The organism is Halobellus inordinatus, assembly GCF_024498335.1.
GTDB lineage: Archaea > Halobacteriota > Halobacteria > Halobacteriales > Haloferacaceae > Haloquadratum > Haloquadratum inordinatus.
Genome location: NZ_CP101825.1, coordinates 1608194 through 1620962, shown reverse-complemented (window position 1 = coordinate 1620962; position 12769 = coordinate 1608194). Strand labels below are relative to the sequence as shown.

General features: G+C 65.1%; 14 protein-coding genes. 5 read left to right on the top strand and 9 right to left on the bottom strand.

Going from position 1 to position 12769, the window contains the following annotated elements:
• Positions 1–76 precede the first annotated feature (76 nt).
• Both NO362_RS08365 and NO362_RS08360 read right to left on the bottom strand, forming a co-directional pair.
• Positions 77–547 carry a Zn-ribbon domain-containing OB-fold protein gene (locus NO362_RS08365; protein WP_256288271.1) on the bottom strand — a complete coding sequence of 157 codons (471 nt, stop codon included), beginning with the start codon at positions 545–547 and terminating at the stop codon, positions 77–79.
• 20 nt (positions 548–567) lie between these two features.
• On the bottom strand, positions 568–1734 hold the full coding sequence (locus NO362_RS08360; protein ID WP_256544870.1) for a thiolase C-terminal domain-containing protein: 1167 nt from the start codon (positions 1732–1734) through the stop codon (positions 568–570).
• A 157-nt stretch (positions 1735–1891) separates the two neighbouring features.
• Between NO362_RS08360 and NO362_RS08355 the strand changes: the two genes are divergently transcribed.
• Entirely contained in the window at positions 1892–3460 is a 1569-nt protein-coding gene (locus NO362_RS08355) for a long-chain-fatty-acid--CoA ligase (protein WP_256544869.1), read from the top strand.
• Between the two features lie 81 nt (positions 3461–3541).
• On the opposite strand, the gene NO362_RS08350 is transcribed toward NO362_RS08355, so the two are convergent.
• The 4 genes from NO362_RS08350 to NO362_RS08335 form a co-directional block, all read right to left on the bottom strand.
• Complete coding sequence (locus tag NO362_RS08350) at positions 3542–3763, bottom strand: DUF2202 domain-containing protein (RefSeq protein WP_256544868.1); 222 nt, start codon at positions 3761–3763, stop codon at positions 3542–3544.
• 76 nt (positions 3764–3839) lie between these two features.
• Positions 3840–4130 carry an amphi-Trp domain-containing protein gene (locus NO362_RS08345; RefSeq protein WP_256544867.1) on the bottom strand — a complete coding sequence of 97 codons (291 nt, stop codon included), beginning with the start codon at positions 4128–4130 and terminating at the stop codon, positions 3840–3842.
• Positions 4131–4288: 158 nt separating this feature from the next.
• Positions 4289–4714: a DUF2267 domain-containing protein gene (locus NO362_RS08340; protein ID WP_256544866.1), complete on the bottom strand. Its 426-nt coding sequence runs from the start codon at positions 4712–4714 to the stop codon at positions 4289–4291.
• Positions 4715–4863: 149 nt separating this feature from the next.
• Positions 4864–5205, bottom strand: coding sequence for a DsrE family protein (locus tag NO362_RS08335; RefSeq protein WP_121568339.1), 342 nt, complete (start codon positions 5203–5205; stop codon positions 4864–4866).
• A 116-nt stretch (positions 5206–5321) separates the two neighbouring features.
• Between NO362_RS08335 and NO362_RS08330 the strand changes: the two genes are divergently transcribed.
• From NO362_RS08330 to NO362_RS08315, 4 genes are all read left to right on the top strand, one after another.
• The gene (locus NO362_RS08330; RefSeq protein WP_256544865.1) at positions 5322–5909 is read left to right on the top strand and encodes a thymidine kinase; all 588 of its coding nucleotides are present in this window, start codon (positions 5322–5324) and stop codon (positions 5907–5909) included.
• Positions 5910–5927: 18 nt separating this feature from the next.
• On the top strand, positions 5928–6530 hold the full coding sequence (locus tag NO362_RS08325) for a YIP1 family protein (protein ID WP_256544864.1): 603 nt from the start codon (positions 5928–5930) through the stop codon (positions 6528–6530).
• A 189-nt stretch (positions 6531–6719) separates the two neighbouring features.
• Positions 6720–8846, top strand: a complete 2127-nt coding sequence (locus NO362_RS08320) for an OB-fold nucleic acid binding domain-containing protein (RefSeq protein ID WP_256544863.1) — start codon at positions 6720–6722, stop codon at positions 8844–8846.
• Between the two features lie 147 nt (positions 8847–8993).
• Positions 8994–10661 (top strand): tRNA uridine(34) 5-carboxymethylaminomethyl modification radical SAM/GNAT enzyme Elp3, encoded by a 1668-nt coding sequence (locus NO362_RS08315; RefSeq protein ID WP_256544862.1) that lies wholly within the window; start codon positions 8994–8996, stop codon positions 10659–10661.
• 243 nt (positions 10662–10904) lie between these two features.
• On the opposite strand, the gene NO362_RS08310 is transcribed toward NO362_RS08315, so the two are convergent.
• From NO362_RS08310 to sod, 3 genes are all read right to left on the bottom strand, one after another.
• Positions 10905–11474 carry a GNAT family N-acetyltransferase gene (locus NO362_RS08310; RefSeq protein WP_256544861.1) on the bottom strand — a complete coding sequence of 190 codons (570 nt, stop codon included), beginning with the start codon at positions 11472–11474 and terminating at the stop codon, positions 10905–10907.
• Between the two features lie 176 nt (positions 11475–11650).
• Complete coding sequence (locus NO362_RS08305) at positions 11651–11845, bottom strand: cold-shock protein (protein ID WP_049984818.1); 195 nt, start codon at positions 11843–11845, stop codon at positions 11651–11653.
• A gap of 138 nt (positions 11846–11983) precedes the next feature.
• On the bottom strand, positions 11984–12583 hold the full coding sequence (gene sod / locus NO362_RS08300; RefSeq protein WP_256288258.1) for a superoxide dismutase [Mn]: 600 nt from the start codon (positions 12581–12583) through the stop codon (positions 11984–11986).
• Positions 12584–12769 lie beyond the last annotated feature (186 nt).

Below are 12769 nucleotides of genomic sequence, written 5' to 3'. Positions count from 1 at the left end.
ACCGACAGCAGAATCGCGGCTCCAGGCCTTCGGCGTCTGGTGGAAATGCCAAACTTGACACGAAGGTTCTGTCTATTCAGATCAGCTCGAAGACGTGGATCGGCCACTCCTCCTCGTAGGACAGACCGAAGTCCGGATCGATATCGACCGTCTCGGGATCACGGACTTGGAGTTCGACGCGGTCTCCGATGGTGACGTCCTCGAGCGAAGCGTCGACACGACCTGTCAGCCGAGCCGAAGAGTCGAGTTCGACCACCGCGACGGTGATCGGCGCCAAGTGGTCAAACGCTGACGGAGGTCGGTTGACCGACGTGTACGAGATTACCTCGCCGGTCCGGGGCTGTTCCGAGAGCGTAACTGCCCGGCTGCCACAGCCGTAACAGGCGGGACGAGGCGGCAGCAGGTGTGTATCACACTCCGTACAGCGGGCAGCCACCAACCGGCCCTCAGCCAACGCGGCGAAGAAGCCGGGGAGCGTGAACGGCGAGTCGGCGGTGATGTCTTCCGGTACGAGCGGTCCTGTCGTCGTGGAGTCGGTGTCTGTCATCGGTAAATCACTCTCTTCGGTCATTGTGCAGTCAGAACGTGAGCCACAGTATGGGCGTCTGCGACGCCACCTTCGTTGATGAGCAGCGCGGTGTCGGCGTCGGCCACTTGCCGCTCTCCGGCCCGTCCGGTGAGCTGTTCGTAGGCTTCGACCGCCTGCAACAGCCCGGTCGCCCCAATCGGGTGCCCACGGGCCTTCAGTCCGCCACTGGTGTTGATCTGGACGTCGGTCCAGCCCGCCGATCGGTCCTCGGGATCCTCGACGGTCTCGATTCCGCGACCCTTGGGTGCGAACTCGGCGGCCTCGGCCAGCAGTGCCTCGCAGACGGTGAAGGCGTCGTGTACCTCCGCGACGTCGATATCCGCGGCGTCCACGCCGGCGTCCTCGTAGGCGGTCGAGGCAGCGACGTTCGCCCCCTCGACGAACGTCAGGTCGCGCTCGGCGACGGCGAGGTTGTTGGCCGCCGAGCCAACGCCGGCTACGCGAACCGTGTCGGGGCGGCTCTGCAGGTCGGCCGCCACCTCGTCGTTCGCGACGACGACGGCTGCGGCACCGTCGGTAACGGGCGCACAGTCGTACAGTTTCAGCGGGGGAGCGACGTCGGGAGCGTCCATCGCAGTCTCGATATCGACTGCCTGTTGGAACATCGCCCGTGGGTTGGCCACCGCGTTCTGGTGGTTCTTCACGGCGATCTTAGCCAGGTCTCGTTCCGTCGCGTCGATTTCGTGGAGGTATCGCCGCGCGAGCAGGGCGTACGTCGCGGGCGCGGTGATCCCGGACCGCTGTTCTAAGGCACGCTCGAAGGCGGCCCCGAGCGCGTTCGTGGCCCCTTCGGTCCCGCCGGCGGTCATTTTCTCGACGCCACAGGCCAACACTGCGTCGTGGACCCCCGCCCGAACATCCCGGACTGCGTTCTTGAGCGCGAGCGCACCTGCGGCCGCACACGCTTCGACGCGCTCTGCGGGGACGTTCCGCAGGCCGGCCCATTCGGCCATCAGTGTTCCCTGCATAATCTGGTTCTCGTACCGCTCGGACTGGGCGCCGACGTACAGCCCGTCGACGACATCGGCCGGATCGGGCAATCCTTCGAACGCCTCGGCCAGTGCTTTCGAGAACAGGTCGCGGCCGGGCAGATCTGTCTTGCCCAGCGGAGACGAACCGACCGCGATGAGATGAGCTGTGGACATCTCCTATGGTTCCTCCACTATTGATATTAATAGTTTGGCCGCAAAGCCGTCTGGCTTCGGCTCTGGTCGTCGCAATCGAGCGGTCGCATACTCGACTCCGCCTGGAGAAAGAACTTTACGTCCCTCTGTCACTCGTTGGCATACTGTGAATCGACCGATGACGACGCTCGACTTCCTCGACAGGGGGGTCGACATCTATGGCGACGTCGTTGGCGTGATCGCCCACGACGGCACCGAGTACACCTACGCAGAGTTCGGCGAACGCGTCGACCGCGCAGCGGCGGCGCTCGCAGATCTCGGCATCGAGAAGGGCGACCGCGTGGCGCTGCTCTCGCCAAACACACACTGGTTTCTGGAGACGCTGTTCGCAATCAACGTCCTCGGGGCTATCTCGGTCCCGCTCAACTACCGGCTCATCGCCGAGGATTACGAGTACATCCTCAACGACTGCGGCGCTCGGGCGATCATCGCTGATCACGAGTACGCCGAGAAGGTCGAAGCGATCCGCGGCCAGGTCCCCGCCACGGCGTTCGTCGCCAATCCGGCCGACCGCGTCGACGGCGACTGGCGCGACTACGAGTCACTTCTGGAGAGCGCCGACCCCGACGCAGTCGAGCGCCCCGACATCTCCGAGGACGACCCCGCGACGATCAACTACACGAGCGGGACGACCGGCGACCCAAAGGGCGTGGTCCGGACGCACCGCACCGAACACTGGCACGCGCTGATCACCACCCACCACACCGAGGTCAGCGACGACGACGCTTACCTCTGGACACTCCCGATGTTCCACGTCAACGGCTGGGGCTATCCCTACGTCGTCACCGGTGTCGGCGGTACACACGTCTGCCAGCGCCACTTCGACAGCGAGGACGCCTTCGAGCGCATCCACGCCCACGACGTGACCTACCTCTGTGGCGCGCCGACGGTCCTCGACCAGATGGTCGACCACTATCAGACCCACGACATCGCGGCGACCGGTGACAAGCCAGTCAGGATCGCGACAGCGGCCAGCCCGCCGCCGGAGGCCACAATCCGGACCGTCGAGGACGAACTCGGCTGGAACATCTTGCACGTCTACGGGCTGACCGAAACCGGCCCGCTGATCACGACGAGCAACTCGCCGCGCCGGATCGAGAGCGAGGGTCGCTTCGCGATCAAGACCCGCCAGGGCCACGCTATGCTCGGGACCGAACTGCGCGTCGTCGACGAGGCCGGCGAGGACGTTCCGACCGACGACGAGACGATGGGCGAGATTATCGTCCGCGGCAACCAGGTTATGGATCGCTACTGGAACAAGCCCGAGCGGACCCGCGAGGCCTTCTCTGGCCGGGTCGACGGGTGGTTCCACACCGGCGACTTCGCCACTGTCGACGAACGCGAGATGATCTCGATCAAGGATCGCAAGAAGGACGTCATCATCAGCGGCGGCGAGAACATCTCCAGCGTCGAGGTTGAGGACGCCCTCTACGACCATCCCGACATCGAACGCGTCGCCGTGATCGGCGTCCCCCACGAGAAGTGGGGCGAGACGCCCAAAGCAATCGTCGTCCTCGCCGACGGTGCCGGCCTCACCGAGGAGGAGGTCATCGAGTTCGCCCGCGACAACCTCGCACACTTCAAGTGCCCGACCGTCGTCGGGTTCGTCGACGAACTCCCCGAGACCTCCACGGGAAAGGTCCGTAAAGTCGAACTTCGGGAGTCCCACGGCGACCCTGTCGAGTGACCCGTCTGTTCCGGTTCTTGTCGGCGGCTCTCACGAGGGCTACGTCGCGATAATCTGCTTGTAGGTGGCCTGATTGAGGACTTACGGGTCGTACGTCACACTACGGGAGTCGAGAACGTCGACGAACGCGCGAAGGTGGTTCTTCGAGCCCCCGTGAAGATTCCAGTAGACTCGCTCGATGTCCTCGTTGTCTGCCGCGTCGGTCTCCTCTCGAATGTCGATAGCATCGATTTCTTCGATCAACCCGCCAACGCGCAGCGCTTCGAGTTCTGACTCGCGACCACGGGAAATGAGTTGATTCACGACTTATACCATCAACTTCTTTATAATTAGAGTTTCACTCGGCACCGACAACGTCGCCGCTGCCGAGCGTCACCCCTCAGCTCTCGGAGCCACTCGCTTCCTGCTGAGTGTCTGCGTCGTCGGACTGAGTTTCGCGCCACCAGACCAACTCGAATTCGATGCTCTCTTTCGATTCTGTGCCGCTTTCTGCGGGGTCGGATTCGCCTTCCAGTTTGAACGTCACCGGATCAGTCGGATCCACCTGCCTCTGTCGACCACCCAGTTCGAGCGTGAACTCGCCGCCCCCTTCGAGTTGATCTGCCAGGTCTCGGAGGTACGCCGCGACTTCAGCGCGTGTCTTCTCGGATTCGGTTTCGATTTCGGACATAGCTGTATAGACGGGTGACACGACGATGAATGATGGGAGTTTTCCCAGGCCGTAAGAACGCTCGGCGTACCGAATCACCGCTCGAACGCCAGAGAACGAACGCTTTGCGCGCCGGTGTACTTACGAGGATCGATCACAGCAGACGCCACCGCTCGGGATCAAGCCTCCTGCTCCTGCCAGCCCCCGGCGTCGAGGACCGCGAACAGTTTTCGCCAGTTCTCGTCGTCCTCGGCCTCGGGCAGTTGATTCCGGAGTTGTTGTACGTCCGAGTCTGGCACGAGCGTGCTCACGAGGTCGATGATGACCTGGGCGTGGTACGCGGCGTCGGAGCGGTCGATCCCCTCGATCTCGCTGACCCGGCCGACGAACTCCGTCCAGTCGAACCGCTGGCCGTGCTCGTGGACTGCGCCCGTCAAGTACCACTTGATCTCCATCGGGAGCGAGGCGGCGAGGTCCTCGGCGTTCCCTTCGGGAATCCGCTGTCCGAGCGTCGTCAACGTCGCCCGGATCGCCCGCACTGCTTCGCCCGTCCCGGGGAGTTCGAGTCGGTGCTGCACCTCGCCGGTGAATTCGTCGAAGTTCATAGGAATCGCCCGCCTCAGAGTACGTGAGACCGACTCATAATTGCTCGCGTAGTTACCATTCGCTTGTGAACGCTGCGGGTGTCGTCGACCTCTCTCGGTGGCGTCGACAGCGAGGGTCGAACCGGACGTCGCACTGTCCGATACGGCAGTCAGGGGACTTTCAGATACGCGTAGCCGTCGCTCTGGAGACGTGTGAGTTCGCCGACCCCCGACGGCACGAGTTCGACGTTCGAGAGGAGATCGGACTTGGCGATGTCGTGGCCACGAACGGAGTTCCGACAGCCGACACACCGGACGCCCGTGCTTCCCAGTCCGCGAATCTTCTCCGAGAGCGGCGCACCGGCCTCGAACAGCCAGATCGCTCCGCCGTTCGCGAGCAAGACCGCGTCGTCGACGTCTGCAGTCTCGTCTTCGAGGAGGTTGCGGACGTTCTGAACCGCGTGTTTCCAGTCGTCGACGTCGCCGCTGGAGACGTGGAATACGACCTGCATACAGGTGCGTACACCGGACACCGTTTAGAAGATTGGTGTCTGCCGACGCCATCGCGACCCCCCGGGACGCCCCGAATGAACAACCGTTTTGCCACTCGACCGCGCTCGAACGTGGTATGCACGCCATCACGAACAGCGGGTGGATCGAGGTCGTCACGGGCTCGATGTTCTCGGGAAAGACCGAGGAGGTCCTCCGTCGACTCCGCCGCGCGGAGATCGCGGGCCAGGAGATCGCGGTGTTCAAGCCCGCCGTCGACGACCGCTACGGCGAGACGACCGTCGGCTCACACGTCGGTCGCCAGTGGGAAGCCTCGGTCGTGCCCAGCGAGGGCGACGGGATCTGGGAGATCCGAGACCAACTGAACGGGGAAGACGTCGTCGCGGTCGACGAGGCCAACTTCTTCGGTCCGGAACTCGTCGCGGTCTGTCAGCGCCTCGCCGACGACGGCCGGCGCGTGCTCGTCTCCGGCATCGACCAGACGTACCGCGGCGAGCCCTTCGAACCGCTCCCGCAGTTGATGGCCGTCGCCGAGTACGTCGACAAGCTGCAGGCGATCTGTTCGCAGTGCGGCGAACCAGCGACCCGCAATCAGCGGCTCGTCGGCGGCGAACCGGCACACGTCGACGACCCGACGATCGTCGTCGGGGCCGAAGAGTCCTACGAGGCGCGGTGCCGGAACTGTCATACCCTCCGCCGCGACTAATAGAACGTAGAGACGACCGTGACGACCTGGGTAGAGAATCCGAGTGGTGGGCGCGAGCGCGGGCCGCGCGGGGTCGCGCGGGCGTGGATCGAAGTACTCGTTCGACCGCAGCAGTTCTTCCGAAACGGCGTCGCACCCGGCGATCAAGCGCCCGGACTCGTCTTCGGCGTCGTAGTCGCCGTGGCGTATACGATCGGCCTCTTCTCGTTTGCGCCCGAACGAATCCCAGCGCTCGCCGGCGGACCGGCGGTCTCGGCGCTCATCGCGCTGACGGCCGTCGCGCTCGTGATCGCGCCCGCGACCCTCCACCTGACGGCGGCGCTCCAGACGATCATCCTGATGATCGCCGTGCGTGACCGCGGCGGGGTCAGCGAGACGGTACAGGTGATCGCCTACGCCGCAGCGCCCTGCATTTTCGTCGGGATCCCGTCTGCCCCGCTCCGGCTGGTCTGCACGCTCTATGCGGCCGCGTTGCTCGTCGTGGGGCTCCGAGAGGTCCACGGGACGACCACGGGACGTGCCGTGATCGCGGGCGCCGTTCCGGCGACGCTGCTCTTCGGGTCCGCGTTCGGCGGCGTCGACGCCGCGATGGCCGTCCTCCGGTTCGCGGGGATCATCTGAGAGGGAGCGTCGTCCCCGTTCAGAGGTTCGCTCCGCACCGTCCGACGAGAATCGGTGCAGATGCACGTTACACCCCTTGAGGAGGCGCGTTCTGGCCGCCTGTGATTCTCGCCAGACGCGATTCGCCAGCCGAAACGTCACGAGTGGGATTCGACAATCGTTTTAGGCCCGGACCATTTGATTCGCTCAATGGATTGGATTACGCACGACGAGGACGTTTGGTTCGATTTCAGGGGAGATTCCCCAGAGCAGCTCACGCCGGGACGGTATTACAAGGGTACCGTCGATGGATTCGCGGACTTCGGCGTCTTCGTCGATCTCGCGCCCGGGGTGACCGGGCTTCTGCACCGCAGCGAACTGGACCGCCGGCTGGAGAGTCTCGAGTGGGACGCCGGAGACACCGTCTTCGTTCAGGTGAAGAACGTTCGAAGCAACGGTAACATCGACCTCGGCTGGTCGATCCGACAGTCCGAATCGGAGTTCCGTGGAGCGCGTATTCACGATCCCGACGGCGAGCACGACAACGAGCCGATCGAAGCCGCGGACGACGACTCGGGGTCGGCGCCGGTGAAGAAGACGCCGAAGGGCGTCTCCACGAAGTCGCGGGCCGCGAACGGACAGACGTCGGCCGAGACGGCCGACGGGGCGGCCGACGAAAACGAGAGTACAGCGACCGAGGAGACGACAGAGGCCGATTCGGCCGAAGCGACGAGCGAAGACGCTGAGGAAACGGAGACCGAGGAGGCTTCCGAGACGACCGCGGACGCTGACGCAACCGCGGGCGAAGGTGCAGCGGCCGAAGCATCCGAAGACGAGGCCGAACCCGAGCGCGTCACCGTCGAATCGCTCGGCGACCGCGTCGGCGACGTGGTCCGCATCGAGGGCGAAGTCGTCGGCGCGCGACAGACCGGCGGCCCGACGATCTTCGAGGTCCGCGACGAGACGGCCGTCGTCGACTGCGCGGCGTTCGTCGAGGCGGGCGTTCGCGCCTACCCCGACGTCGGCGAGGGCGACGTGATTCGCCTCGACGGGGAGGTCGAACTGCGCCGCGGCGAACTGCAGATCGAGACCGAGGAACTGACTTCGCTCTCCGGCGAGGACGCCGACGCCGTCGAACAGCGACTCGCGGACGCGCTCTCGGAGAAGGCTCGCCCCGAATCGGTCGAGCCGCTGGCGGCACACGAGGCCGTCGACGCCGTCACCGACCAGCTCGCCGACGCCGCCGAAGCGATCCGCGGCGCGGTGCTGCAATCGCGCCCCATCGTCGTCCGCCACGCTGCGACGGCCGACGGCTACGTCGCCGGCGCGGCCATCGAGCGCGCCGTGCTCCCGCTGATCCGTGAGGAGCACGCCCGCGCGGACGCCGAGTACCACTTCTTCACGCGCCGTCCGCTCGACGACCCGGTCTACGGAATGGACGCCGCGACGAACGATGTGACGCGGATGCTCCAGGACAACGAGCGTCACGACGAGAAACTGCCGCTCGTCGTCCTCGTCGGCGTCGGAGGCACTACCGACTCTCTCGACGGCCTCGGCCTGCTCGGCGTCTACGGCGCGTCTCGCGTCGTCGTCGACGCCGAGACGGTCGACACCGAAATCGTCGACGAGGCGAGCGTCCTCGTCTCGCCGAGCCTCACCGACGTCGCCGCCGAGGACCTCTCGACCGGCGCGCTCGGGGCCAACCTCGCCGCCGCCGTCAACGCCGATATGACCGACGATCTGTCCCATCTCCCCGCAGTGAGCTACTGGGAGGACGCACCGTCGGTGTACGCCGACCTCGCCGCAGACGCCGGCTACGACGCCGACCGGACGCGGAAGCTCCGCGAGGCCGTCGCGCTCGAAGCCTACTACCAGTCCTATCAGGACAAGCGCGAACTCATCACCGACCTCCTGTTCGACGACGACGGCGGCCTCGCCGACCACGTCTCAGAGCAGTTCCGCATCAAACTGGACGACGAGGTCGAGACCGCCGAAGCCAACCTCGAGACGCGCGACGTCGACGGCGTCTCCGTCGCCGTCCTCGACGCTGACTCCTACAGTCACCGCTTCGACTTCCCGCCGACGGCACTGCTCGCCGACGCGCTCCACCGGGGCGCCGACGAGGAGCGAGCAGCGACCGTCGTCTACTCCACGGACGAACTGTTCGTGCGCGCGGCCGACGTCGACGTCCGCGCTGCCGCCGACGCCGCCAGCGAAGCCGTCCCCGAAGGCGGAATCACGGCGGTCGGCATCCGACAGAATCGCATCGAGTTCCTCTCGGGCGCGCGTGAGGACGTCGTCGACGCCGTCGTCGATGCCGTCGCCGATCAGCTCTAAGCCGTAAGCTGGCTTCGCACACGACTCCGCACACTTTTCCCGTTCTCTCTCGCCTCGACTCCTCGGAGCGACACGCTTAACCCCGAAACGCGACGAGAAACGCCCAATGAAACACCGCTCGCGACGACTCTCGGAGGTGACTCGCTAGTGAGCACGGACGCCGACCCCGAGCCGACAGAGACGGACGCGTTCCGCCGCACTTGCGAGGATCTCGTCGAGCGCATACTCGACGGCGAGGTCGGCCGCGACGACCTCGAATCGGCGAAACTCGACGCCTGTTCGACGCACTCCTCGCCGAAGGTGCCCAAGAACGCGGAGATCCTACAACACGCGCCGGAGAGTCGCCGCGAGGAGGTGAAAGACGTCGTCCGACGCAAACCCGTTCGGACCGCCTCGGGCGTCTCGCCGGTCGCGATTATGACCTCGCCGCATATGTGCCCGCACGGCAAGTGTCTCTACTGTCCTGGCGGCCCGGCCTCGGAGTTCGACTCCTCGCAGTCGTATACGGGTCACGAACCCGCGGCCGCACGCGGCGAGCAGAACGACTACGACCCGTACGGACAGGTGACGCTCCGACTCGAACAGCTCCGGCACATCGGCCACCCGGTCGACAAGGTCGAACTGATCCTGATGGGCGGGACGATGACCGCCCGCAGCCACGACTACCAGGAGTGGTTCGTCAAGCGCGCCCTGGAGGCGTTGAACGACTACGACCTCGATTCCGAACCCCAGCCGGCCGAAGACCAGTCGTTCAAGCCGGACCCCGAGGAAACCGAGTTCAGCTACGTCGAGGACGTCATCGCCGAGAACGAGACCGCAGACATCCGAAACATCGGGACGACGTTCGAGACGAAGCCCGACTGGTGTGACCCCGAACAGATCGATCGGATGCTCGATCTGGGCGCGACGAAGGTCGAGGTGGGCGTCCAGACGACCTACGAGCGGATCAACAGAGAGATGCACCGCGGCCACGGCGTCCAGGCGTCGATCGACGCCAATCGCCGACTGCGCGACGCCGGGTTCAAGGTCGGCTTCCATATGATGCCGGGGCAACCCGGGATGACGAAGGAGATGATCCTAGAGGACTTCCGGCAACTGTTCGAGCGCGAGGAGTACCGCCCGGACTACCTCAAGATCTACCCGACGCTCGTCGTCCGGGGGACCCGCGTGTACGATCAGTGGCGGCGCGATGAGTTCGAGCCGCTCGGAAACGAGGAGGCCGCAGAGATCGTCAGCGAAGTGATGGGGATGATCCCCGAGTACACGCGCCTCCAGCGCGTCCAACGAGACATTCCCGCCGACTTCATCGATGCGGGGGTCTGGAAGTCGAACCTCCGGCAACTGGCCGCCCAGCGCGCCGAGGAGAAAGGGATCGAGCAGCGCGACATCCGGGCGCGCGAAGCCGGGATGAACGAGGCCGACCCGGACCCAGAGCGGGTCGAACTGAACGCGAAGACCTACCAGGTCGCCGGCGGCACCGAACACTTCCTCGCCTTCGAGGATCCGGTCGAAGACCTACTCGTCGGGTTCTGCCGACTCCGTTTCCCGAACGACCCGGTTCGCCGCGAACTGGAGAACGCGGCGATCGTCCGCGAACTCCACGTCTACGGGAGCGAAGCGGGCATCGGTAGCGGCGAGGGCGAGTGGCAGCACAAAGGCTACGGTCGACGGCTCGTCCGTCGGGCAGAGGAACTCGCCGCCGACGCCGGCTACGACAAACTCGCGATCATCTCGGGTATCGGCGCCCGTGAGTACTACCGGCAGAAGCTCGGCTATCACCAGGACGGACCGTACGTCTCGAAGCGGCTGTCCTGATTGGCCCTCCGGCTGACGCGCCGTGTGGCGAACAGTCGGCACCCGCGTCGACGACGTCCCCGGCGCGCCGCCGTCCGCTTCCACGCCGACGTGCCGAGCGACCGCGACCCGACGTGGGTGAGTATCAGCGCACGGCGTGGCTGCTCCCGCCATCGGATATAAACATCCGGTCGCGACGGATCGTGGCGACTCGTCCGTCTACGGCAGGCTGCTATCCTCTGGAGCCGGCAAACGAGCCGACTCTCACTCCCGCGTGGAGTCGCCGTCGTCGTCGAGTGGCTTCGTCATCGACACGTGCGGGATCCCGGCCTCGTAAAACACGTCACCGTGTGCGACGTAGCCGAGCCGATCGTAAAAGTCGCGGACGCGGGTCTGTGCGTGGAGCGTGAGCCGTCCGAAACCCTCCTCGCGGGCTCGTTCTTCGACGGCGTCCATTAGCCGAACTCCCCATCCCTCGCCGCGCCGGTCGGCGGCGACGGCGACCCGCTCGACCTTGCCGGTCGGCGCGGCGGCCTCGGCTGTGCTGGCCCCTGCGGAGTCTATGTCTACGGACGGGACGCGAAAGCGGGCCGCGCCGATGGGTTCGCCGTCGTCGTAGGCGACGAAGTGCGTCGCCGCCGCGTCGGGTTCGTCGTGTTCGTCCCACTCGATCTCCTCGTCGACGCCCTGTTCGTCGACGAACACCGCTCGGCGGACTGCGAAGGCGTCCTGCCGTTCGGCAGAGGACGTAGCGACGAAGACGCCGGTTCGACCGGCGTCGGTCTGTTCGCCGTCGGAAGCGCTGTCCTCGGCTGTGTCGCTCTCGGAGGTCACAGGAACACGAACGGAAGCCGAACGACTGAGCGTTTCGGATCAGTCCGGACGTTGGGTCGCCGCATCCCAAACTCAGAAAGTGAGCGTCACGCTCACGAGCGTAGCAATTCGCCCGAGCGAACCCGGGCAGAATGATGTGCCGTCGTGTTAGTCGCCGAGGCGACTACAAGCCGGTATTAGTTACGAACGAGGTTCGTCGCGCGCGGGCCCTTCGGCGAGGACTCGATTTCGAAGTCGACGTCCTGACCCTCTTCGAGGTCCGGGCCGCCGACATCCTCCATGTGGAAGAACACGTCGTCGTCAGAGTCGTCAGTCGAGATGAAACCGTAGCCGCCAGTGTCGTTGAAGAAGTCAACCTTACCGTTTGCCATTGCAAACAATCGTACACCCCACTCACGGATAACACTTGTGAGGGTCGCGGTACCACGACGGTCACGAGCCGAACGGTACAGTAGCGACTGACGGGATCGGTCGGTGCTAAAGAAATGTCGGGGTGTACGAGTCGTCGCTTACTCGAAGAGTTCGACAGCCTGCTCGTAGCGGGCGCTGGGTTCTTCCCAGTCGACTACCTCGAAGAAGTTCTCGACGAAGTCGCCGCGGGCCGGACCGTAGTCGTGGTAGTACGAGTGCTCCCAGACGTCCAGCGCGAGCACCGGATGGCTGCCCCAGAGCGCGCCCTGGTCGTGCTTGTCGACGACCACGTTGCGCAGCTGGTTCGAGAACGAGTCGTAGACGAGAAGCGCCCAACCGCTCGCGGCGGACGCCGCTGCCTCGAACTCGCCCTTCCAGGCTTCATAAGAGCCGAAGTCCTCCTCGATTCGGTCCGCGAGCGCTCCGGACGGCCCGTCGCCGCCCTCCGGCGACATACTCTGCCAGAACAGGTCGTGGAGGATGTGACCGCTGCCGTTGTGGGTCACGTTGCGGATCGCACCGGCAGACGAGGAGAAGTCGCCCGCCTCACGGTTCTCTTCGAGCGTCTCCTCAGCCGCGTTCCAGCCGTTTACGTAGCCCTGGTGGTGGGTGTCGTGATGCCACGTCAGGACCTGTTCGGAGATGTGCGGCTCGAGCGCGTCGTAATCGTACGGAAGGGGATCGAGTTCGTAGCTCATAATTGGACCTCCGTTCCTTACCACGGACGGATTCCTGTTAAACGTTAAGAGAGGTATGTTAACACGAATTTCCTACTGGCCTGACCGGTCTGTTTCGCGACCGATTCGGGTGCGCTTCCCGTTCTGCGATACGGTTGAGTGAGATACGCATTACTACAGGAGAGGCTCCACGCATCGTTTCAGACG